Below are 21,228 nucleotides of genomic sequence, written 5' to 3'. Positions count from 1 at the left end.
GCAGACGGTGGACGGGGCCCAGGCTGTCTCTCAGACGGTCTCGACCGGCTTGGCGGTCCGCTCCAGCTCGGCGAAGAGCGAGGGCAGGACCCTGGCGTGCAGGATCGTGCCGTCACCGGTGTGCTCGATGCCCAGCACCTCGCCCTCCCGGTGCGCCCTGGAGATCAGGTCGCCCCGCTGGTACGGCACCAGCAGCCTGACCTCCTGGTCGAAGCGGGGAAGCTCCCGCTCGATCAGCGCCATCAGCTCGTCGATCCCGGCGCCGGTGCGGGCCGAGACCACGACGATGGGCTTCTCCCTGGCCTCAAGCTGGGCCAGCACGACCGGGTCGGCGACGTCGGCCTTGTTGACGACGACGATCTCCGGGATGTCGTGGGCGCTCTCGATCTCGGAGACGACCTCCCGCACGGCGGCGAGCTGTGACTCCGGGTCGGGGTGCGAGCCGTCGACCACGTGCAGGATCAGGTCGGCGTCGCCGATCTCCTCAAGCGTCGAGCGGAACGCCTCGACCAGCTGGTGCGGCAGGTGCCGGACGAACCCGACGGTGTCGGCGAGCGTGAACAGCCTGCCGTCCGGCGTGTGCGCCCTGCGGACCGTCGGGTCCAGCGTGGCGAACAGGGCGTCCTCGACCAGCACACCGGCGCTGGTCAGCCGGTTCAGCAGCGAGGACTTGCCCGCGTTGGTGTATCCGGCGATGGCGACCGCGGGCACCTCACGGGAAAGACGCCTGGCCCGCTTGGTCTCCCTGGCGGTGGTCATCTCCCCGATCTGGCGGCGCAGCTTGGCCATCCGCTCGCGGATGCGCCTGCGGTCCAGCTCGATCTTGGTCTCACCGGGGCCTCGGCCACCGATGCCGACGCCGTTCGCGGCGCGTCCACCGACCTGGCGGGACAGGTTGCCACCCCAGCCTCGCAGGCGCGGCAGCAGGTAGTTGAGCTGGGCCAGCTCGACCTGTGCCTTGCCCTCGCGGCTCTTGGCGTGCTGGGCGAAGATGTCGAGGATCAGCATGGTCCGGTCGATGACCTTGACCTTGACGACCTCCTCAAGCTGGCGCAGCTGGCCGGGGCTCAGCTCTCCGTCGCACACCACGGTGTCGGCGCCGGTGGCCTCGACGATGTCTGCGAGCTCCTGCGCCTTGCCCGAGCCGATGTAGGTGGCGGTGTCGGGCTTCTGACGACGCTGGATCAGCCCTTCCAGGACTTCGGATCCGGCCGTCTCGGCCAGGAGCTTCAGTTCGAGGAGGGAGTTCTCGGCGTCGGTCGCCGTTCCCGAGGTCCAGACGCCGACCAGGACGACTCGTTCAAGTCGCAGCCGGCGGTACTCGACCTCGGTGACGTCCTGGAGCTCCGTTGAGAGCCCCGCGACCCTGCGCAGTGCCTGGCGCTCGGCCAGGTCCATCTCGCCGATCTCCGGCAGGTCGTCGAATCGGTCGATCTCCAGCGGCTCACGAGTGTCTATGTTGTCGCTCCGTTCAGATACGTGGTTCGTATGCGTCATCCCTTATGAGAACGCCCGAACCCCGAGGTCTCTTCCCCAAGATGGTGCCACGTGAACGGCTGGGGATTCATCCCGTTATCCGGCGTGGCTCACACGGGCAGCACCTTGGCGTCCCCGGCGCCGGTCCGTACCGAGACGACGTTGGGCGAGGCCGGGTCGTTGGTGACCTTGACGATCTCCTCCCCGGCCCCGGTGCCCGCCGTGACGTTGTAGCCGCCCTGCGGCAGCCGTACGGTGGCACCGCCCGCGCCGGTCTCGACCTCGACGCGGGTGGGCACGGCGGCGAACCTGACCTCCACGTCGCCCGCCCCCGTGGTCGCGACGAGGTTCTTCGCGCCCAGGTCGTTGCCCTCGATGTCGCCCGAGGTGGCTGTCGCGTTCACCTCGCCGGTCAGCGCGCGCAGCGTGAGGTCGCCCGCGGTGGACTCCAGGGTGACCGCGAGCCCCTTGGGGATCTCGATCCGGTAGTCGACAGAGCAGTGCGAGGAGCGCTGGCAGTCGTAGCGCAGGGTGAGCGTGCCGCCCGCGACGGGGTGCTCGGTCTTCGGGCTGTCCTTGGCGTCCCCGTGCCAGTGGCGGGTCTCGGTCACCCTGACCTCCCGCTGCCCGGTCTCGGCGACCACGACGTCCCCGGCGTGGGTGTACGCCTCAAGGGCCGTGAGGTCGCCCCCGACGGTGTAGGAGGTGACGGACTGCCTCTGCTCCCCGAGGTCGAGGTTCACCCTGCATCCGGACAGCAGGACGACCGCCGCTCCGGCGAGCGCCCCCACGGCGACCACGTTCTTCCTCACAACCAGCTTGGACAGCATCTCCGACCTTCCTCGTGCGCCCCCTGTTCGGGACCTGTCCAACTCTCCTGGAGTACGGCCTCGCCCTCCATCGGGGAATCCCCCGACAGGACCCCCTATGGACCCCGGGCTTTCCCCCTGGCCAGGCATCGAGTAGCGTCTATTCCACAATTCAGAAGTATTTTTCCACTCTGCGGAAAGGAAGCTCATGGACGGCGTTGAGATCCACGGCCCATCGGCGGACCGGTTCGACGAGATCCTCACGCCGGAGGCGCTGGCCTTCACGGCCACACTCCAGCGCGAGTTCGGCGCCAGGCGCCTTGAGCTGCTACGGGCCCGCCAGGAGCGCCAGGCGGAGCTGTCCGCGGGCGGCACCCTCGACTTCCTGCCCGAGACCCGGCACGTGCGCGAGTCCGAGTGGCGGGTCGCCCCGCCCGCGCCCGGCCTTGAGGACCGCAGGGTGGAGATCACCGGCCCCGTCGACCGCAAGATGACGATCAACGCGCTGAACTCCGGGGCCAAGGTCTGGCTCGCGGACTTCGAGGACGCCAACGCCCCCACCTGGGAGAACACGGTCAACGGCCAGCTCAACCTGCGGGACGCGCTCGACCGGACCATCGACTTCTCCTCCGGCGGCAAGGACTACGCGCTCAGGCCCGACGAGGAGCTCGCGACGATCGTGGTCCGCCCGCGCGGCTGGCACCTGGAGGAAAAGCACCTCACCCTCGACGGCGAGCCGTTCTCCGGTTCACTTGTCGACTTCGGGCTCTACTTCTTCCACTCGGCGAAGCGGCAGATCGCCAAGGGCAAGGGCCCCTACTTCTACCTGCCGAAGATGGAGTCGCACCTGGAGGCCCGTCTCTGGAACGACGTCTTCGTCAGGGCCCAGGAGCTGCTCGGCGTCCCCAGGGGCACGATCAGGGCGACCGTCCTGATCGAGACCTACCCGGCCGCCTTCGAGATGGAGGAGATCCTCCACGAGCTGCGCGAGCACTCGGCGGGGCTGAACGCGGGCCGCTGGGACTACCTGTTCAGCGTGATCAAGAAGTTCCGTACCCGGGGCAGGGAGTTCCTGCTGCCCGAGCGCAACGCGGTGACCATGACCGCCCCCTTCATGCGCGCCTACACCGAGCTGCTCGTGCGCACCTGCCACAAACGCGGCGCCCACGCCATCGGCGGCATGGCCGCGTTCATCCCCTCCCGCCGCGACCCCGAGGTCAACCGGGTCGCCCTGGAGAAGGTCACCGCGGACAAGACCCGCGAGTCCGGCGACGGGTTCGACGGCTCGTGGGTGGCCCACCCCGACCTGGTCCCGGTCTGCCGCGAGGTCTTCGACGGCGTCCTCGGCGACCGGCCCAACCAGCTCGACCGGCTGCGCGAGGACGTCTCGGTCTCGGCCGCCGACCTGCTCGCGGTCTCCAAGACGCCGGGGGAGATCACCGAGGCAGGGCTGCGCAACAACGTGGACGTGGCGCTGCGCTACCTCGCGGCCTGGATGGGCGGGCAGGGCGCGGTGGCCATCCACAACCTGATGGAGGACGCGGCGACCGCGGAGATCTCCCGTTCCCAGATCTGGCAGTGGATCCACAACGACATCCGCCTCGCCGACACCGGCGCCGTGGTGACAAGGGAACTCGTCGAGCGGATCATCGAGGAGGAACTCGCCAGGATCGCCGCGCAGCCCGGCTACGACGCCGAGCGCTACGCCCAGGCGACGGCCCTGTTCAAGGAGGTCGCCCTCGACGACGACTTCGCCGAGTTCCTGACGCTGCCGGCCTACGCCCGCATGCCCTGAGGCGACCACGTCCGCGCGGGGCCCGTGACCCACGGGCCCCCACGGGGGAAGGGAGGCGCGATGCCGGACACCGCCCTCGACGAGCCGGTCCGACGGTTCCTGGAGATCCTCGGCCCCGGCTCGGTGATCACCGATCCCGTACGGCTGCGCACCTACGAGTGCGACGGCCTGACCCACCACCGGACGAGTCCCGGGGTCGTCGTGCTCCCGGAGACCGCCGAGCAGGTCGCGGCCATTGTGCGGGTCTGCGCCCGCCACGGCGTGCCGTTCGTGGCCAGGGGCGCGGGGACCGGCCTGTCCGGCGGGGCGCTGCCCAGGACGGACGGGGTGCTGGTCGTCACCTCCAGGATGCGGCGGATTCTGTCGATCGACCTGCCGAACCGGCTGGCTGTCGTCGAGCCGGGGGTCACCAACCTGGCGATCACCGAGGCGGTCCGTGAGCAGGGCTACTACTACGCGCCCGACCCCTCAAGCCAGCAGGTCTGCTCCATCGGCGGCAACGTCGCGGAGAACTCCGGCGGCGCCCACTGCCTGAAGTACGGCTTCACCGTCAACCACGTCCTCGCCCTGGAGATCGTCACCCCCGACGGCGACCTCGTCGAGCTGTCGCACACCGACCCCGGCTACGACCTGCTGGGCGCCTTCGTCGGCTCCGAGGGCACGCTGGGCATCACCACCAAGGTCACCGTACGGCTGACGCGGGCCCCGCAGGCCGTGACGACGCTGCTGGCCGCCTTCGACGACGTCGAGAGCGGCGGCCGGGCGGTCTCGGCGATCATCGGCGGCGGCATCCTGCCCGCCGCGATCGAGATGATGGACGCCCTGGCGATCGAGGCCGCGGAGGCGGCGGTCGCCTGCTCCTACCCCGAGGGCGCGGGGGCGGTGCTCATCGTCGAACTGGACGGTCCCTCCCCCGAGGTCGCGCACCAGTTCGCCGAGGTGCGACGGATCTGCGAGGAGAACGGCGCCTTCGAGCTGCGCGTCGCGGCCGACCCCGCCGAGCGGGCCGCCGTGTGGAAGGGCCGCAAGTCGGCCTTCGCCGCGGTCGGCAGGATCAGCCCGGCCTACATCGTCCAGGACGGGGTGGTGCCCAGGACCGCGCTGCCCGAGGTGCTGGCCGACATCGAACGGATCTCCGGGGAGCACGGCATCCGGGTGGCCAACGTCTTCCACGCCGGGGACGGCAACCTGCACCCGCTGGTGCTGTTCGACGACGACGAACCGGGGGCCGCCGAACGGGCCGAGCTGGTCTCCGGCAGGATTCTCGACCTCTGCGTCGAACACGGCGGCTCGATCACCGGGGAGCATGGCGTCGGCATCGACAAGTCCCGATATATGACGAAAATGTTCTCTGAGGATGATCTCGCCACCATGCAGTTGGTGCGCTGCGCCTTCGATCCCGAGGGACTGTCGAACCCGGGCAAGGTCTTCCCGACCCCACGCCTGTGCGGCGAGGCCCCCGGCGTGCGCAGGGGCGCGCACCCGCTGGTCGAGTCCGGACAGGCGGAGCAGTTCTGATGGAGACCCCGTTCGAGGCGCTGCGCGGAACGGGCGTACCTGTCGAGCCAGCCGCTCCCGGAGACGCCCCCCGCTGGGTCGCGTATCCAGGCACGACCGCCGAGGTCGCCGCGCTGATGCGGGTCTCCGCGGAGCACGACCTCGCCGTCGTCCCCTCGGGAGCGGGCACGAAGCTGGCCTGGGGCAACCCGCCCGAGCGCTGCGACCTGCTGCTGCGCACCGGCCGCCTGACCTCTCTTGAGCACTCCCCCGGTGACCTGGTCGTCAGGGTCTCCGCCGGCCTGCCCGTCGGCACGCTGGCCTCCTTCCCCGGCGTCGCCCAGGAACTGGCCCTGGACGACCCGCTCGGCGCGGGCACCGTCGGCGGCACGCTCGCCACCGCCGTCGCGGGCCCCCGCAGGTTCAGGTACGGCACCGCCCGCGACCTGCTGATCGGCGTCACCGTGGTCCTGGCCGACGGCACGGTCGCGACCTCCGGCGGCCGGGTCGTCAAGAACGTCGCGGGCTACGACCTCGGCAAACTCCTGTGCGGCTCGTACGGCACGCTCGGCGTCGTCACCGAGGCCGTCTTCCGCCTCCACCCGGTCGCGCCGGAGCGCCGCTGGATCACGGTGGAGCCGGACTCGCTCGCGGCCCTGGACGGCCTCGTCGCCGCGCTGGCGGCCTCGCAGGCCGAGCCGTCCGCCGTCGAGGTGGACTGGCCGGGAACCGGGAGCGCGCCGGTCGTCGCCGCCCTCGTCGAGGGGACGGCGGCCGGGGAACGGGCGGCGGCCGTACGGGAACTGGCGGGCGGGCATCCGGCGCGGGTCCGTGACGAGGCGCCCGGCTGGTGGAACACGCTGCCCGGTGACCCCGGTGGGGTGCTGTGCGAACTGCGCCTGCCTCCCGCCGAGGTGGGCCGGACGCTGCGGGAGGTCACGGCGTGTGGCCCCGTCAGGGTGCGGGGCTCGGCCGCCTCGGGGGTGCTGTGGGCGGCGCCGCCACCGGACGTGCTCCCGGCGTTCGTCTCGGCCGTCCGCGACCGGCTCGGGGGCCGCCTGGTCGTCCTCGCCGCGCCGTACGACGCGATCGAGGGGATCGACAGGTGGGGGCCGGTCGGCGCGCTGCCGCTGATGCGGCGGGTCAAGGAGCGGTTCGACCCGGACCGGAGACTGTCCCCCGGCCGGTTCGCGGGAGGGATCTGAGATGGACCCGGAGCTGATCGGCGACTGTGTGCACTGCGGGTTCTGCCTGCCGACGTGCCCGACCTACGTGCTGTGGGGCGAGGAGATGGACTCCCCCCGGGGCCGGATCCACCTCATGGGCCAGCACGTCGGGGGCACGCCGCTGACCCCGGAGATGGCCGGGCACTTCGACGCCTGCCTGGGATGCATGGCGTGCGTGACGGCCTGTCCCTCCGGGGTGAGGTACGACCGGCTGATCGAGCAAACCAGGGCCGAGGTCGAACGGGCCCACCGCAGACCCCTCCAGGAGCGGGCGCTGCGGGCCCTGGTCTTCCGGCTGTTCCCCTATCCTCGGCGGCTGCGGGCGATGCGGCTGCCGCTGCGGCTCACCGAGGGGGCACGCCGCCGCCTCGCCCCGAGGCTGGAGCGGATCAGCCCCTCCCTGGCCGCGATGGCCGAGCTGGCTCCCCCGGTCCCCGCCCGGGTACGGCTGCCGCGCCGGGTCAGGGCGGTCGGGCGGCGCAGGGCCACGGTCGGCATGCTCACCGGATGCGTCCAGGGCGCCTTCTTCCCCCAGGTCAACGCGGCGACCGCGCGGGTGCTGGCGATGGAGGGCTGCGAGGTGGTGATCCCGCCCGCGCAGGGCTGCTGCGGTGCCCTGTCGCTGCACTCGGGGCTGCCCGAGCAGGCCGTACGGCTCGCGGAACGGACACTGGCGACCTTCGAGCGCGCCGGGGTGGACACGGTCGTGGTCAACGCCGCGGGCTGCGGATCGACCATGAAGGAGTACGGCGACCTGCTCGGGGAGGACCGGGCGCAAAACATCAGGGTCGTGGACCTGTCGGAGTATCTCGCCGAGATTGGCCCCGTGGCCACAAGGCACCCGCTGCCGGTCACCGTAGCCTACCACGACGCCTGCCACCTGGCGCACGCGCAGGGGATCCGCGCCCAGCCCAGGGCGCTGCTTTCGGCCGTCCCCGGGCTCAGGCTGGTGGAGATCGCCGAGTCGTCCATCTGCTGCGGCTCCGCGGGGACCTACAATCTCCTGCAGCCGGAGGCGGCCCGCGACCTCGGCGACCGCAAGGCGGAACGGGTGCTGGCCACCGGGGCCGACCTGCTGGTCTCGGCCAACCCCGGCTGCACCCTGCAGATCGGCTCGGCCGTCCGCCGCCGTGGCGCCGGCCCGATCCCCGTCGCGCACGTCGCCCAGGTGCTGGACGCCTCCCTGCGTGGCCTGGACCGGGCGTGGTGAGCGGTAGAACAGACACAGACCTCTGCGGAACGGGAACGGACGGCACAGACGACATGGACAGCACAGCCCCGAGCAGGGACGGATCGGTCAACGGGAGCGGCAACGGCACCGTGCAGTCGGTCGACCGGGCGCTCGACGTCCTTGAGGCGCTCGCGGAGCGGGGTGGGGAGGCCGGGCTCTCCGAGATCGCCGCCGGGACCGGCCTGCCGTACGGGACGATCCACCGGCTGCTGCGCACCCTGCTCGCGCGCGGTTACGTGCGCCAGGAGTCCGACCGCCGCTACGCGCTCGGCGGCGCCCTGGTACGGCTCGGCGGGGTGGCCGAGCGCATGGTCGCGACGCTGGCGCAGCCGTACCTCGCGAGGATGGTCGAACTGTCCGGTGAGACGGCCAACCTGGCGGTGCTTGAGGGGGACTTCGTCGTCTACGTGGCCCAGGTGCCCTCGCCCAGGAGGCTGCGGATGTTCGCCGAGGTCGGCAGGCGGGTGCTGCCGCACAGCACGGCGGTGGGGAAGGTCCTGATGGCCGACCGCGCCGAGGAGGAGGTGGCGGCGCTGGTCGGGCGGACCGGCATGCCGAGGCGCACCGCCAACACGATCACCGACCTGCCCGGCATGCTGACGGAGCTGCGGCGGGTGCGCGAGCGGGGCTATGCCATGGACCTGGGCGAGGAGGAGCTGGGCGTGCACTGCATGGCCGTCGGGGTGCGCGACGGCGGTCGCACGGTCGCCGCGATGTCGGTCTCCGGCCCGGTCGGGCGGATCGAGGTGCTCGACCGGGAGGAGCTCGCCGAGGGCATGCGGAAGATCGCCCACGACTTCGGCGTCGCGCTGGGCGCGTGACCCCGCCGGTTATCTGGCGGAAGGAGTGATGTTGAGGTTGCTGCCCTGGGGAACCGGGACCACCGAGACCTGGCCCTTCTGGATGGCCTGCCAGAGCACGGCGCCCTGGGGGCCGAGGACCTTGACGAGGTCCCTGATGGACTCCAGCTCGGTGCGGACCTTCGCGTTGCGCTGCGCCTGGGCGATGTTCTCGGTCTTGGCGGCCTGCTCGTCGGCGAGGGCGTTCACCAGCGCGGTGGGCGGCTCGGGCTTCTGGATGGTCAGGGAGATGTCACCGCACGCGCCACTGCCGGTGTAGTTGGGGTTGCAGAAGTAGTCGGCGCCGCCGGTCTCCTCGATGAACTGCCTGGCCAGCACGCCGACCCTGGCCTCCCAGGCCTGCTTCACCTTCGGGTCGTTGAACAGCCCCCGCCACTCGAACTCCTGCGAGGCGGCGTCCATCGCGCGGTCGAGCGGCACCCGCATGTACAGGTTGAGCATCCGCTTCCAGCCCTCGGACTCGCCGTCCTCGTAGTAGGCGCGGAACTTCAGCCCGATCTTCTCGTGGAAGCGCTGCAGCGTCTTGCAGTCGGTGTTCAACGTGAACGTCGCGACCCCGGAGACCGTCATCTCGACGTTGTCCTTCGAGACGACGGACAACGGCTTGGACTCGGCGTCCTTGGTGTCGGAGAAGTCGAAGGTCCGCTGCCCGAACGGATAGGAGTAGGGGGTGTCGCCGGGGCCGAGCAGCGTCGCCCCGCTGGAGGGGTTGATGCACCGCTCGAACTTGATCGGCTCGAACAGGCCACCCGCGTAGTGCAGGACCATCTCGTCGGGCTGGGTGCTCACCCGCGAACAACCGCTGAGGATCAGGCCGCACACCACCAGCAGGGGAACCGCGATCAGATAGGTCCACAGCCGTCTCCGTCTGCCGACCGGCCCCTTAGCGCTCATCGCCCATCCTTTACGTCCGCCTTGAGTGCGTTTGTCGAAGGCGGATCCTATTGGCGTCACGTCACGAACGAGCGACGTGACAGGACGGGCTACGGGCGGGCCGTCAGCAGGAGTTGAGGATCTTCCGCATGGCGTCCTTCTCCGCGGACGTCACCCACAGGTCGTACTTCGCCTTCACCTGGATCTGGCGTGAGACATAGGCGCACCGGTAGGCGCCGCGCGGCGGAAGCCAGGTCGCCGCGTCACCGGCGCCCTTCTGGCTGTTCAGCGGCCCGTCCACGGCCAGCAGGTTCAGCGGGTCGTTGGCCAGTTCCTTGCGCTTGCCCTCCGGCAGCTGCTGCGCGCCCTTCTGCCAGGCGTCGGCGAGGGCGACCACATGGTCGATCTGTACGGCGGAGCTGGTCTTCTGGCCGCGTTCGAACTTGATGGTCTTGCCGCTGTAGGGGTCGTCCAGGACACCGGTCAGCACGATGCAGTCGTGGGTGCCCGCCTTGAAGGTCTCGTCCTTCAGGTCGCGCTTGAGGATGTCGTTGCGGGTGTCGCAGCCGTTGTGGTCGACGTCGGACCAGGCGGGACCGAACTTGTCGCGGTCGAAGCCGGTCATCGGGGCACGCCCCTTGACCTGCAGCTTGCCCAGCTCGCTGAGGGCTTCGGCGGAGGACTTGCCCTGGGCGGTCGAGGCTCCCCCGCCCGCCTGTCCGGTGAGACCGCATCCCGCCAGAGTGAAGGCGACCGCCACGGCCACCGCTCCCCGACCCAGCGCCGACCGCACCATGGCACCCCTTATTACGATTTCACCGATGACGAAGCGGCGAACTACCCTCATCCGCCGCTATCAATCATAAGGTCACACCGCGTAACCCTCATCTGCCGCTCTAGGTCACGTAAGCAATCCCTCACCTGCTCAGACGCGGCCGTAGGAGTCCTCAAGGCGCTCGATGTCGTCCTCGTCGAAGTGACCGAAGGCTATCTCCAGGATCCTGGTCGCCTTGCCCGAGGAGCTGAGCCGGTGGGTCTGTCCCGCCCTGATCAGCACGCGGTCGCCGACGGCGGGCTCGATGCGCTCACCGTCGATCTCGAACACCGCGCCGGGGTCGAGGGCGACCCAGAGCTCGTCGCGGTGCTCGTGCCGCTGCAGGCTGAGCCGCTGCCCGGGCGCCACTTCGATGATCTTCACCGTGGACGTCTCGTTGAGGGTGTACCGCTCGAAAGCACCCCACGGGCGCTCATCCCGGATCACCGCGCCGAGCCGGTCGATGTCCTGCAAGATGCCTCCATCCACTCACCTGAGTACAGGAACTGTGGCACGTGCGCGTAACGAGTGCGCATGTTCCATGAAACTGGATGCTTAACTCAGGTGAGACGATTACCTCACGTTACGAGAATTCGCCGGGATGGCCGCGCTGGTCACGTGAAGGCCGCCCGGGACAATGCCCCGGGCGGCCACTGGCACGGGGTTACAGGCCGTACTCCTTGACGATGCGCTCGTGCCGTTCGACCTCGACGTCCACGGACTTGGCGAGGTCCAGCCAGGCCAGCGGGTGCACCCAGCGCTCGGTCGCGTCGTCGAGCACCGCGTCGAGCTCGACCGGCGTGACGTCCGGCGGGATCGCGATCCAGCCGAAGACGCCCGGCAGCCGCTCACCGGAGGTCGGGTGCGCGACGGTGTAGTTGTCGTCGCTGTAGACCCACATCGGCCAGCCGCGCTCGGCCATGACCTCGTTGAACTCGGTCCAGTCGGCCTCGCTGGGAGCGGCGCCGTCGAAGAACCAGCTGGTGTAGCCACCCGGGCGGAGCATGCTGACCGCGGCGAAGGGCGGGATGAAGCCCTCCTGCTCCTCGGGGTTCTCCGGGATCGGTTCGAGCAGTTGGGGGTCGAAGACGACCAGGTCACCGGCGTTGTAGTCAAGGCCGGGAGGCTGCGGGATGGCCAGCCGGGCCGTCGCCGGGCCGGTGCGCACGCTGATGACCACGCGCTGGCCGCCGTCGGGGGCGGGCAGGACGATGCGCACCAGGCCCATCTCCTCCTCGATCGGCCCCTCCGTGGACTTCAGCGGCATGCCGAGCTTGGTGGTGCCCGCGCGGACGGTCTCCCAATCCTCGGCGGCCGTGGCCATGGTGATCATCCGCCAGATGTCCTCGGGCTCGGTCTCCTCCGAGTCGAGCACGTCACGCAGGATCGCGGCGCCCTTGGCGTTGTCACCGCTCTGCTGTACGGCGGCGGCCCACAGGCGGCTCGCCTCGATGCCCGCGCCCGCGGCGGCCGCGGCCTCACCCTCGGTCGCGGCCTGCTCCCAGCGCTCCCGCGCGCGGTACAGACGGCCGAGGGACAGGTGACGCTGGGCCTCGGGAAGCCGCTGCGCGAGCTGTTCGAGACGCTCGTCCTGACGGGCCTCGATCAGCAGGCCGGTGAGGTAGGAGACGTCCTGCGGGTCGGCGGTCTCGACGTCGCCCGACTCGACCAGCATGGTCCAGTAGATGTCGGCGCCCCTGGCCGGGTAGCCGAGGAAGCCCAGCGTGGTGGTGTGCCTGCGGGTGGCGAGCAGGTCCTGACCGGACAGCGGCGCCAGCCAGCCGACCCAGCGCTCGGGGTCGGCGTTGAAGCCGTCCGCGGCGTCGAAGTACTCGACGAGCTCATCCTGGGGCCCGGGGGCCTCGGGCTCGGTAACCGCGTCCGCGGCGACACGCAGCGCGGCGATCCGCTCCGCGACGTTCCCCGGGGACTTCAGCTCACCGACGGCGGACTCGGCGATGTCGGCGAGCAGCCTGGCCTGCCAGACGCTCTGCCTGCTCACCGCGAGGTCCCCGGCGACGAGCGCCAGCTCGACCCGCGCCTGGTAGCCGCCCATCATGGCGAAGTAGTCGATCCACTGCTTGAGCACCCGGCCGAGCTGCCAGGTGTTGGTGATCTTCGCGAATCCGGCGAGCTCGCGGATGGCCCGCGCCCACTCGGCCCAGACCCGCGGGTGGTCGCCGACGACGTCCAGGTCGGGCAGCGCGTCGACGGACTCCTGCGGCCTGCCGAGCACGGCGAGCACGAGCGAGCGCAGCACGCCCTCGCGGTGCTCCTTGGCCACGGGGTCGTCGGGCTTGAAACCGGCGGCCGCGTCGAGCGCGGTGAGCGCGTCCTCGGCGCGGCCCGCGGCCAGCAGGGCGCGGGCGGAGGCGGCGCCGAGCTCCCAGCTCGCCTCCCTGTCCACGGCGCCGAGCCTGGCGACCGCGGACTCGGCGTAGGTGACCGCCTCCTCGGCGCGGCCCGCGTCCAGCAGCGCCGCGACGTACTGCTCCGCGACGGAGGAGAAGGCCAGCGAGTCCGGCTCGACCACGACGGCGTCGAGGGCGGCCAGCCGCTCGGCGGCGTAGCCGGGACCGTCGGTGTTCGCCTGGGTGAGGGCCAGCGCCGTCACGGCTCCGGGCGCCCCGGGGCAGTCACGGACGTCCTCGCGCCGGGAGAACTCGACCAGCGTCTCGGCGTCGGCGAGGGCGACCGCCCCCTGGGCGCGGTCGCCGATGCGGCCGATCAGATGCCAGTAGCGGGCGTAGAACTCCAGCCAGGGCAGCCCCAGGTTCTGCGCCTGCTGTGCGATGGCCGGCGCGAGCACGTCGAGCTGCGCGTACCGGCCCTCCAGTGCCTGCGCGGGCACGTCGCCGATCGCCATGGCCAGGCCGGTGTTCCCGGCTTCGTGCAGTTGCCGCTGGGTGTCGCCCACCCAGGCCCAGATGTCCACGTCCATGGGACGTCAGTCTGCCAGGTCGGCGACCATGCCCCAAACGACTGCGCCATCCCGATTGGCGATGCGATTCGACCAGTTCAGCGGAGTTCGCCACATCCGGCCGCGAGAGCGCTCCCACGAAATCCGCGCCGCCTCACAGGTTCAGCTCTCCCGAGGCCACCAGTACGGCGGGGCCGGCCAGATAGCTGGTGTCCTCTTCGAGGGTGACGGTCACCGTGCCGCCGAGCACCTCGACGGCCCAGGTGCCGGTGGTCTCCCCCGCCAGCCTGGCCGCGGCGACGGCGGAGGCGACGGCGCCAGTCCCGCAGGAGCGCGTCTCGCCCGAGCCGCGCTCGAAAACCCGCATCACCACGCGGCGCTCCCCGACCGGGTTGAGCAGCTCGATGTTCACCCCCTCGGGGAACACGGCGGGGTCGAAGGCGGGCTGGTGGGACAGGTCGAGCTGGGCGACCGGGTCCCCGATGACGCACGCCAGGTGGGGGTTGCCCATGTCCACGTGGAGCCCCTCGTAGGGCTTGCCCGCGACGGTCGCGACGCTCTCGCCGAACGTCTTCGGCCTGCCCATCTCCACGGTCACGTCGCCGGTCTCGGCCAGCCGCACGCGCTTGACGCCTCCCCTGGTCGCGACCCCGAACTCACCGGCGTCCGCCAGGCCCGAGTCGACCAGGTAGCGGGCGAAGACCCGCACGCCGTTGCCGCACATCTGCGCGACGCCGCCGTCGGCGTTGCGGTAGTCCATGAACCACTCGGCCTGGCCCGCCTGGTCGGCGACCTCGGGGCTGAGCTTGGTGGGCATCACGTGCAGCACGCCGTCCGCGCCGATCCCCGTGTGCCGGTCACACACCGCGGCGACGAACGCCGCGGAGAGCTCCACCTCGCCGTCGAGGTCGGGGATGATCACGAAATCGTTCTCTGTGCCGTGGCCCTTGACAAATCGCATGTCCCAACTCTATCGGCGCGTCACCGGGGTATCAGCGCCAGCGCCCTGCCCAACAGGCCAGGCTCCCGCTGGGGCAGCCAGAGCACCCGGGGGTCGCGGCGGAACCACGACTCCTGACGGCGCACGAACCTGCGGGTGGCCCTGATCGTCTCCTGTTTCGCCTGGTCCTCGGTCCACTCGCCGTCGAGGAAGCGCAGCACCTGGGCGTAGCCGAGCGCGCGGCTGGCCGTACGGCCCTCGGCGAGACCGTGTGCGGCCAGCCGCCCGACCTCCTCGACCAGCCCCGCCTCCCACATGCGCTCGACCCGTACGGCCACCCGCTCGTCGAGGACCTCCCTGGGCACCTCGACCCCCAGCTGGACGCTGTGGTAGATCGCGTCGTAGGAGGGCATGGTGGCCGAGAACGGCCGTCCGGACAGCTCGATGACCTCAAGGGCGCGGACGATCCTACGGCCGTTGCCCGGCAGGATCGCCTCCGCGGCCTTCGGGTCGAGGTCGCGGAGCCGTTCGTACAGCGGGGCGGTGCCCACGCGTTCGAGCTCCGCCTCAAGGCGGGCCCGGATGCCGGGGTCGGTGCCGGGGAACTCCAGGTCGTCGAGCGCGGCCCGCACGTAGAGCCCTGACCCCCCGGCCAGGACGGGCACGACCCCCCGCGCCAGCATGTCGTCGATCAGCGGCCTGGCCAGCGCCTGGTACTCGGCGACGCTCGCGGTCCTGGTCACCTCCCAGATGTCGAGCAGGTGGTGCGGGACCCCGCGCCGCTCCTCCGGGGTCAGTTTGGCCGTCCCGATGTCCATCCCCCGGTAGAGCTGCATGGAGTCGGTGTTGATCACCTCACCCCCCAGTTCGAGGGCGAGGTCGACGGCGAGATCGGACTTTCCCGCCGCGGTTGGGCCCACGACGGCGATGACTGGTAGCTGGCGCACGGTGATAAGTGTGTCAACTCCCTGGGTATGCATGAGGACGATGATTCGTCGAACCGGATCGGGGGACACACCCATGTCGATCTTCGACAAGGTCAAGAGCATGCTCGGTGACCACAGCGCCAAGGCCGAGGAACTCGCCAAGCAGGGCGTGGACCAGGCGGCGCGGATGGCCAAGGAGAAGACGGGCGGCAAATACGACCAGCACATCGACACCGCGGCCACCAAGGCGAAGGAGATGGCCGACAGAATCGACGAGCCGGAAGGCGTGCAGCGGCCTTCAGGGCAGAACGCCCCGTACGGCTCGCAGAACGATCCCCGGACACACCCGGGTCAGGGCCGCTCCGACGAGGGCAGGGTCGACCCGCCCGCCGTCTGAGGACATCAGGGGGTTACGCGGGGGCCGGGGGTGCTCAGTCCCAGTCGAGGGTCGGCTGCAGATAGCCCTCCAGGGTGAGCAGCCACCGCTTGGACTCCACGCCCTCTCCCCCGCTGAACCCGCCGAGCCCGTTGCCCGCGACCACCCGGTGGCAGGGAACGATGATCGGGATGGGGTTGGCCCCCATGATCGACCCGATGGCCCGCGCCGGGACGCCGGTTCCGCTGCGGGTGGCGAGCTCGCCGTACGTCACGGCCTTGCCGTAGGCGACCGTCTCGTACAGCGTGCCGAGCACCCTGCGCTGGACGGGTGAGGTCAGCCGCCAGTCCACCGGGACGCCGAAGGTCCGCAGCCTGCCCGCGTAGTACTCGGCGAGTTCGCCGAGCACGGGTTCCGTCCTGCCCGGGTCGTCGATCTCGGCCAGGCCGAGTCCCTCCAGCATGCGCGCCCTGAGCCCCGTGCTTCTGTGGGTCCAGCCGACCCCGGCGACGCCGTCCTCGGTGACGGCGGCGAGCATCTCCCCCAGAGGCGTCTGGACCGTCCCGAACGCCACGGTTCCTGTCATCATTCTTCATGAAAGAGCGCCCCACCGAGCCGTATTCCCTCCCGATGATCACGGTCCCCTAGCATCGGGTCGTGTCCCACCGTGAACTCGTCGTCCTCGGCACCTCAAGCGCGGTCCCCACCCGTCACCGCAACCACAACGGCTATCTCCTGCGCTGGGACGGCCAGGGCTTCCTGTTCGATCCCGGTGAGGGCACCCAGCGTCAGATGCTGTTCGCGGGTGTCGGCTCGCACGACGTCACCTGGATCTGCGTCACGCACTTCCACGGCGACCACTGTCTCGGCGTCCCCGGGATCGTCCAGCGCATCGCCAGGGACGGGGTCTCCCACCGGGTCTCCGCGGTCTTCCCGGCGAGCGGGGAGGTCTACTGGCGGCGGCTGCGGCACGCCTCCTCCTTCGCCGACACCGAGGTCATCGTCGAGCATCCCGTCTCCGGGGAAGAGGCGCGGCTCGACGCGGGACCGGTGACCCTCACGGCCCGTCCGCTGTCCCACCCGGTCGACTCCTACGGCTACCGCCTCGACGAGCCGGACGGCCACCGGATGGTTCCCGAGCTGCTGGCGGAGCGGGGGGTTCGCGGCCCTGCGATCGGTGAGCTGCAGCGCACGGGCACGGTCGTCGCCCCCGACGGCGCGACGGTCAGGCTTGAGGAGTGCTCAAGGCCGCGTCCCGGCCAGAGCGCCGCCTTCGTCATGGACACCCGGCTGTGCGAGGGGGTGTTCGCCCTGGCCGAGGGGGTGGACCTGCTGGTGATCGAGTCCACGTTCCTGTCCGGGGAGACCGAGCTGGCCTCGCGGTACGGCCACCTGACCGCGGAGCAGGCGGGCCTGGTCGCCGCCGAGTCGGGGGTGCGCCGCCTCGTCCTGACGCACCTGTCGGAGCGCTACGGCCCGGACGAGGAGCCCCGGTTCCTCGACGAGGCGCGGCGCCACTTCGACGGCGACGTCGTCCTGGCCCACGACCTGGAGCGGATCGCCGTCCCCCGCCGCGTGGTGGGGTGAACCCTCAGGAGACCAGGCTGGCGACGAAGTAGCCGACGCCATAAGGAGCGTCGGCGTAGAGGACCTTCCCCGCGAGCCCCTCGGGGGGACCGCCCGCCCCCGCCAGGACCCGCAGCGCGGCCCTGCCCTGGACCCACAGCTCCTCCGCCTGCCCGGGGTCGAGCTCCGGCACCTCACCCCGCCCCAGCGCCTCGACGATCATCGCGTCGTACGGCAGCGCCCTCGGGTCCAGATAGCCCGGCGACTTCTCGGTAAGGCGGGCCGAGCCGTCGGCCATGACCAGCAGCGCGACCCTGTCGTGCTCGGTGGCCAGCCGCGCCCCCAGCCGCGCGCACTCCTCCTCTGGCGCGTCGAACGGCACGGCGTGGAAGGCGGAGGCGGTCATCCCCTCCCTGTCGAGCAGCCACCGGCCGACCGTCAGGGACAGCGGAAGCACGGGCTCGCCGGTGCCGACCACGACGTCGGCTCCCCAGGGGGCCAGGCTTCCCGCGGCGTGCGGGCCGTACGTCCCGGCGTGGGAGGCGCCGCCGACCACCACGACCGCCTCGGGCCCGGCCTCGCGCAGGGCGTGGAGCGCGGCCGCGCAGGCGGCCCTCAGCCCGTCGAGCTCGACGGCGGCGGCACCGGCCAGCTCCGGCAACAGCAACGGGGGATGCGGGCAGACCGCCGCGGCGACAAGCACCCCGCCAGACTAACGGAGCGCCTCGGGCGCCCCGCACCCCTCACATTTCCGCGATTTCCTGGTTTTCTCACTGCCGTCCCGTATCACGCGCACCAAATGGATCGCTCCATTTCTGGTGTTTCATCTTCACCGGGTTTCGCGCCCACCGGGAAGGCCGTCCAGGAAAAGGCCGGGAAATACCCGTTCTCCAGGGGAAACCCGCACAGGACCCCTCGGTCGCCCGTCAAACTGGACGACGCGAAACGTCCCCGGCTCCCAGGAAGGAAGTGCGGCTTGTCAGACTCCGGGAGGGCCGCGCCGTACGCCTGGCCGTACGCTCTGGCGAGTGTGCTGGTGGCCGCGGGAGTCGCGGGGGTCAGCGTCGCGATCGTCACCGACGCGCCACGGCCGCCCGCCCCGGGGCCCGACCCCGGTCTCAGCCGGGTCGTCACGGGGTTGCCCGAGGCCGAGCCGTACCCCCAGCGGCTTCGGTTGCCGCCGAGGTCCGCGGTCGTGCTCGTGCCGCCCGTGGCCCGCCCCGCGGGCCGCGCGCCGGAGCACGCGACGTGGGGCCGGGCGCGTACGGCTCCCCGCCAGAACGCACAGCGTCCGAAGACGAAGGTCAGACGGCCCGCGACGCCCAGGAAGAGGCCCGTGCGGCAGGGCATCTGCGCCATGCTGGACGGCCTGCGCCGCGCCTACTGCGAGGCCGTGCTCGACGGGCTCTCCGGCCGCTGAGCGTCGCTCAGGAGCGGACGGAGCAGCCGGAGTCCTGGACCTCGGGAGCCGCGGGACGGCCGATCGACGGCATGCCGAGCATGACCCCCGCTCCGCCGGACGCGGGGGCGCCCTGCCTGGCCTGCCAGGCGTCGCCCGCGCGGGTACGGCGCAGCTCAAGGACGGGGCCGTCGGCCACCAGGTGGTGCGGCGCGGCGTAGGTGACCTCGACGCGGACCGTGTCACCGGGCCTGGGCACCTCGGCTCCGGGGGTGAAGTGGACCAGACGGTTGTCGGGGGCACGGCCCGACAGGCGGTTGGTCGCCTCGTCCTTGCGGCCCTCGCCCTCGGCGACCAGGACTTCGAGCGTCCTGCCGACCTGCCCGCGGTTCTCCTCCCAGGAGATCTCGTTCTGCAGGGCCACGAGACGCTCGTAGCGCTCCTGCACGACCTCCTTGGGCACCTGGCCGTCCATGGTCGCCGCGGGCGTGCCGGGACGGATGGAGTACTGGAAGGTGAAGGCGTTGGCGAAGCGGGAACGGCGCACGACCTCCAGGGTCTCCTGGAAGTCCTCCTCGGTCTCGCCGGGGAAGCCGACGATGATGTCGGTCGAGATGGCCGCGTCGGGCATGGCGGCGCGAACGCGCTCGATGATGCCCAGGTAGCGCTCGGCCCGGTAGGAGCGGCGCATCGCCTTCAGGACCCGGTCGGAGCCGGACTGCAGGGGCATGTGGAGCTGGTGCATCACGTTGGGTGTCTCGGCCATGGCCGCGATGACGTCGTCGGTGAACGCGGCCGGGTGCGGGCTGGTGAAGCGGACCCGCTCCAGGCCCTCGACGTCGCCGCAGGCCCGCAGGAGCTTGCCGAAGGCGAGCCGGTCGCCGAACTCGACGCCGTAGGTGTTGACGTTCTGGCCGAGCAGGGTGATCTCCAGGACCCCCTGGTCGACCAGGGTCCGCACCTCGTTGAGGATGTCGCCGGGGCGGCGGTCCTTCTCCTTGCCACGCAGCGAGGGCACGATGCAGAAGGTGCAGGTGTTGTTGCACCCGACGGAGATCGAGACCCAGGCGGCGTAGGCCGACTCGCGCTTGGTCGGCAGCGTGCTCGGGAAGGTCTCCAGCGACTCCTTGATCTCGACCTGCGCCTCCTGCTGGACGCGCGCGCGTTCGAGGAGCACCGGCAGCGAGCCGATGTTGTGCGTGCCGAAGACCACGTCGACCCAGGGCGCCCTGCGGACGATCTCTCCCTGGTCCTTCTGCGCCAGGCAGCCGCCCACGGCGATCTGCATGCCGGGGTTGCCGACCTTCGAGGGGCGCAGGTGCCCGAGGTTGCCGTAGAGCCGGTTGTCGGCGTTCTCTCGCACGGCACAGGTGTTGAACACGACCACGTCGGCGACCTGCCCCTCGGGCGCGGGGACGTAGCCCGCGTCCTCCAGGAGGCCGGAAAGGCGCTCGGAGTCGTGCACATTCATCTGGCACCCGTAGGTACGAACCTCGTACGTGCGGGCGCTCTCCACGGTGGCAGTCATCTCAAGACAAGGGTAGGCGCTCCGCCGACCCCGAGGTACGGCCCGAGACCGCTCGATCGGCTACTTAACGCCACGAGTCTCGTCGAGATATGACAGAAAACAGCAAATCTTTACCCTGAGTAAGGGGGATGTGATCTGATCGGTACCTCAGGGTTAGCCCGAGGTGCCGGTTACAGATTTACGTTGTGTTTCATGACGGAGAACGGGGAAGCGACTCCTCTGGTCGTCCTCACGAACGTGAACAAGCATTTCGGCAACCTGCACGTCCTGCGTGACATCAATCTGACGATCTCCAGAGGAGAGGTCGTCGTGGTCATCGGCCCCTCGGGAGGCGGAAAGTCCACCCTGTGCCGGACGATCAACAGGCTGGAGACCGTGGACGGGGGGACGGTCACCTTCGACGGACGGCCGCTGCCCGCCGAGGGCAGGGCGCTGGCCATGCTCAGGGCCGAGGTCGGCATGGTGTTCCAGTCCTTCAACCTGTTCGCGCACAAGACGATCCTGGAGAACGTCACCCTCGGCCCGACCAAGGTGCGGGGCATGGCCAAGGCCAAGGCCCGCGCGCTGGGCATGGAGTTACTCGACCGGGTCGGCATCGGAGCCCAGGCGGCGAAGTATCCCGCCCAGCTCTCGGGCGGCCAGCAGCAGCGCGTGGCCATCGCCCGCGCCCTGGCCATGAACCCCAAGATGATCCTGTTCGACGAGCCGACCTCGGCGCTGGACCCGGAGATGGTCCAGGAGGTGCTCGACGTCATGATCGGCCTGGCCGCAGACGGCATGACGATGATGGTCGTCACCCACGAGATGGGGTTCGCCCGCCGCGCGGCCGACCGGGTGGTGTTCATGGCCGAGGGCAGCATCGTCGAGGAGAGCACCCCTCAGGAGTTCTTCACCTCCGCCAGGACCGACCGGGCCAGGGACTTCCTCTCCAAGATCCTTACGCACTAGGGCCACCAGGTTTCTCAAGGAAATAAGGGAAGACGAGGTAGCAG

At 70.7% G+C, this 21,228-nt stretch carries 20 protein-coding genes; 9 read left to right on the top strand and 11 right to left on the bottom strand.

Going from position 1 to position 21,228, the window contains the following annotated elements:
- Positions 1–30 precede the first annotated feature (30 nt).
- Positions 31–1,497 (bottom strand): GTPase HflX, encoded by a 1,467-nt coding sequence (gene hflX, locus FHS44_RS26705; RefSeq protein WP_376771610.1) that lies wholly within the window; start codon positions 1,495–1,497, stop codon positions 31–33.
- A gap of 89 nt (positions 1,498–1,586) precedes the next feature.
- On the bottom strand, positions 1,587–2,306 hold the full coding sequence (locus FHS44_RS26700; protein WP_184719456.1) for a DUF4097 family beta strand repeat-containing protein: 720 nt from the start codon (positions 2,304–2,306) through the stop codon (positions 1,587–1,589).
- 187 nt (positions 2,307–2,493) lie between these two features.
- Between FHS44_RS26700 and aceB the strand changes: the two genes are divergently transcribed.
- From aceB to FHS44_RS26675, 5 genes are read left to right on the top strand one after another with little or no spacing between them, the layout of a single operon-like run.
- Positions 2,494–4,080, top strand: a complete 1,587-nt coding sequence (gene aceB, locus FHS44_RS26695; protein ID WP_184719453.1) for a malate synthase A — start codon at positions 2,494–2,496, stop codon at positions 4,078–4,080.
- 60 nt (positions 4,081–4,140) lie between these two features.
- Positions 4,141–5,598 carry an FAD-linked oxidase C-terminal domain-containing protein gene (locus FHS44_RS26690; protein WP_184719451.1) on the top strand — a complete coding sequence of 486 codons (1,458 nt, stop codon included), beginning with the start codon at positions 4,141–4,143 and terminating at the stop codon, positions 5,596–5,598.
- Positions 5,598–6,782 (top strand): FAD-binding oxidoreductase, encoded by a 1,185-nt coding sequence (locus tag FHS44_RS26685; RefSeq protein ID WP_184719449.1) that lies wholly within the window; start codon positions 5,598–5,600, stop codon positions 6,780–6,782. The genes FHS44_RS26690 and FHS44_RS26685 overlap by 1 nt, the downstream gene beginning before the upstream one ends.
- A gap of 1 nt (position 6,783) precedes the next feature.
- Positions 6,784–8,013: a (Fe-S)-binding protein gene (locus tag FHS44_RS26680; protein ID WP_184719447.1), complete on the top strand. Its 1,230-nt coding sequence runs from the start codon at positions 6,784–6,786 to the stop codon at positions 8,011–8,013.
- Between the two features lie 53 nt (positions 8,014–8,066).
- Entirely contained in the window at positions 8,067–8,855 is a 789-nt protein-coding gene (locus FHS44_RS26675; protein WP_184719446.1) for an IclR family transcriptional regulator, read from the top strand.
- Positions 8,856–8,864: 9 nt separating this feature from the next.
- On the opposite strand, the gene FHS44_RS26670 is transcribed toward FHS44_RS26675, so the two are convergent.
- From FHS44_RS26670 to miaA, 6 genes are all read right to left on the bottom strand, one after another.
- On the bottom strand, positions 8,865–9,788 hold the full coding sequence (locus FHS44_RS26670) for an SPFH domain-containing protein (RefSeq protein ID WP_184719444.1): 924 nt from the start codon (positions 9,786–9,788) through the stop codon (positions 8,865–8,867).
- 103 nt (positions 9,789–9,891) lie between these two features.
- Positions 9,892–10,563, bottom strand: a complete 672-nt coding sequence (locus FHS44_RS26665) for an HNH endonuclease family protein (RefSeq protein WP_184719442.1) — start codon at positions 10,561–10,563, stop codon at positions 9,892–9,894.
- A gap of 129 nt (positions 10,564–10,692) precedes the next feature.
- Positions 10,693–11,055 (bottom strand): phosphomannose isomerase type II C-terminal cupin domain, encoded by a 363-nt coding sequence (locus tag FHS44_RS26660; RefSeq protein WP_221461329.1) that lies wholly within the window; start codon positions 11,053–11,055, stop codon positions 10,693–10,695.
- 190 nt (positions 11,056–11,245) lie between these two features.
- Positions 11,246–13,522, bottom strand: coding sequence for a tetratricopeptide repeat protein (locus tag FHS44_RS26655; protein WP_184719438.1), 2,277 nt, complete (start codon positions 13,520–13,522; stop codon positions 11,246–11,248).
- A 133-nt stretch (positions 13,523–13,655) separates the two neighbouring features.
- The gene (gene dapF, locus FHS44_RS26650) at positions 13,656–14,462 is read right to left on the bottom strand and encodes a diaminopimelate epimerase (RefSeq protein ID WP_184719435.1); all 807 of its coding nucleotides are present in this window, start codon (positions 14,460–14,462) and stop codon (positions 13,656–13,658) included.
- 20 nt (positions 14,463–14,482) lie between these two features.
- Positions 14,483–15,388: a tRNA (adenosine(37)-N6)-dimethylallyltransferase MiaA gene (gene miaA, locus FHS44_RS26645; RefSeq protein WP_312863824.1), complete on the bottom strand. Its 906-nt coding sequence runs from the start codon at positions 15,386–15,388 to the stop codon at positions 14,483–14,485.
- A 73-nt stretch (positions 15,389–15,461) separates the two neighbouring features.
- Between miaA and FHS44_RS26640 the strand changes: the two genes are divergently transcribed.
- Entirely contained in the window at positions 15,462–15,764 is a 303-nt protein-coding gene (locus tag FHS44_RS26640; protein ID WP_184719431.1) for an antitoxin, read from the top strand.
- Positions 15,765–15,798: 34 nt separating this feature from the next.
- Here FHS44_RS26640 and FHS44_RS26635 read toward each other — a convergent pair whose 3' ends face one another.
- On the bottom strand, positions 15,799–16,317 hold the full coding sequence (locus FHS44_RS26635; RefSeq protein WP_312863823.1) for a methylated-DNA--[protein]-cysteine S-methyltransferase: 519 nt from the start codon (positions 16,315–16,317) through the stop codon (positions 15,799–15,801).
- 83 nt (positions 16,318–16,400) lie between these two features.
- Here FHS44_RS26635 and FHS44_RS26630 point away from each other — a divergent pair, with 83 nt between their 5' ends.
- A complete protein-coding gene (locus FHS44_RS26630; RefSeq protein ID WP_184719429.1) occupies positions 16,401–17,330 on the top strand; it encodes a ribonuclease Z in 930 nt (309 codons plus the stop codon).
- Between the two features lie 4 nt (positions 17,331–17,334).
- Here FHS44_RS26630 and FHS44_RS26625 read toward each other — a convergent pair whose 3' ends face one another.
- Positions 17,335–18,012, bottom strand: a complete 678-nt coding sequence (locus FHS44_RS26625) for a class III extradiol ring-cleavage dioxygenase family protein (RefSeq protein ID WP_184719427.1) — start codon at positions 18,010–18,012, stop codon at positions 17,335–17,337.
- Positions 18,013–18,285: 273 nt separating this feature from the next.
- Between FHS44_RS26625 and FHS44_RS26620 the strand changes: the two genes are divergently transcribed.
- Complete coding sequence (locus FHS44_RS26620) at positions 18,286–18,729, top strand: hypothetical protein (RefSeq protein WP_184719425.1); 444 nt, start codon at positions 18,286–18,288, stop codon at positions 18,727–18,729.
- A gap of 7 nt (positions 18,730–18,736) precedes the next feature.
- Here FHS44_RS26620 and miaB read toward each other — a convergent pair whose 3' ends face one another.
- Entirely contained in the window at positions 18,737–20,236 is a 1,500-nt protein-coding gene (gene miaB, locus FHS44_RS26615; protein WP_184719423.1) for a tRNA (N6-isopentenyl adenosine(37)-C2)-methylthiotransferase MiaB, read from the bottom strand.
- Positions 20,237–20,428: 192 nt separating this feature from the next.
- Here miaB and FHS44_RS26610 point away from each other — a divergent pair, with 192 nt between their 5' ends.
- On the top strand, positions 20,429–21,184 hold the full coding sequence (locus FHS44_RS26610) for an amino acid ABC transporter ATP-binding protein (protein WP_281401598.1): 756 nt from the start codon (positions 20,429–20,431) through the stop codon (positions 21,182–21,184).
- Positions 21,185–21,228: the final 44 nt, after the last annotated feature.

Source organism: Streptosporangium saharense (assembly GCF_014203715.1).
Classification (GTDB): Bacteria; Actinomycetota; Actinomycetes; order Streptosporangiales; family Streptosporangiaceae; genus Streptosporangium; species Streptosporangium saharense.
This window is presented reverse-complemented; position numbering and strand designations above follow the sequence as displayed.

Excerpts from the sequence above, each read along its gene's own strand:
- FHS44_RS26640 (WP_184719431.1), top strand. The coding sequence starts at position 15,462 with ATGTCGATCTTCGACAAGGTCAAGAGCATGCTCGGTGACCACAGCGCC.
- FHS44_RS26675 (WP_184719446.1), top strand. The coding sequence starts at position 8,067 with ATGGACAGCACAGCCCCGAGCAGGGACGGATCGGTCAACGGGAGCGGC.
- FHS44_RS26665 (WP_184719442.1), bottom strand. The coding sequence starts at position 10,563 with ATGGTGCGGTCGGCGCTGGGTCGGGGAGCGGTGGCCGTGGCGGTCGCC.
- FHS44_RS26700 (WP_184719456.1), bottom strand. The coding sequence starts at position 2,306 with ATGCTGTCCAAGCTGGTTGTGAGGAAGAACGTGGTCGCCGTGGGGGCG.
- miaB (WP_184719423.1), bottom strand. The coding sequence starts at position 20,236 with ATGACTGCCACCGTGGAGAGCGCCCGCACGTACGAGGTTCGTACCTAC.
- dapF (WP_184719435.1), bottom strand. The coding sequence starts at position 14,462 with ATGCGATTTGTCAAGGGCCACGGCACAGAGAACGATTTCGTGATCATC.
- FHS44_RS26670 (WP_184719444.1), bottom strand. The coding sequence starts at position 9,788 with ATGAGCGCTAAGGGGCCGGTCGGCAGACGGAGACGGCTGTGGACCTAT.
- FHS44_RS26655 (WP_184719438.1), bottom strand. The coding sequence starts at position 13,522 with ATGGACGTGGACATCTGGGCCTGGGTGGGCGACACCCAGCGGCAACTG.
- aceB (WP_184719453.1), top strand. The coding sequence starts at position 2,494 with ATGGACGGCGTTGAGATCCACGGCCCATCGGCGGACCGGTTCGACGAG.
- FHS44_RS26690 (WP_184719451.1), top strand. The coding sequence starts at position 4,141 with ATGCCGGACACCGCCCTCGACGAGCCGGTCCGACGGTTCCTGGAGATC.
- hflX (WP_376771610.1), bottom strand. The coding sequence starts at position 1,497 with ATGACGCATACGAACCACGTATCTGAACGGAGCGACAACATAGACACT.
- FHS44_RS26610 (WP_281401598.1), top strand. The coding sequence starts at position 20,429 with ATGACGGAGAACGGGGAAGCGACTCCTCTGGTCGTCCTCACGAACGTG.
- FHS44_RS26685 (WP_184719449.1), top strand. The coding sequence starts at position 5,598 with ATGGAGACCCCGTTCGAGGCGCTGCGCGGAACGGGCGTACCTGTCGAG.
- FHS44_RS26680 (WP_184719447.1), top strand. The coding sequence starts at position 6,784 with ATGGACCCGGAGCTGATCGGCGACTGTGTGCACTGCGGGTTCTGCCTG.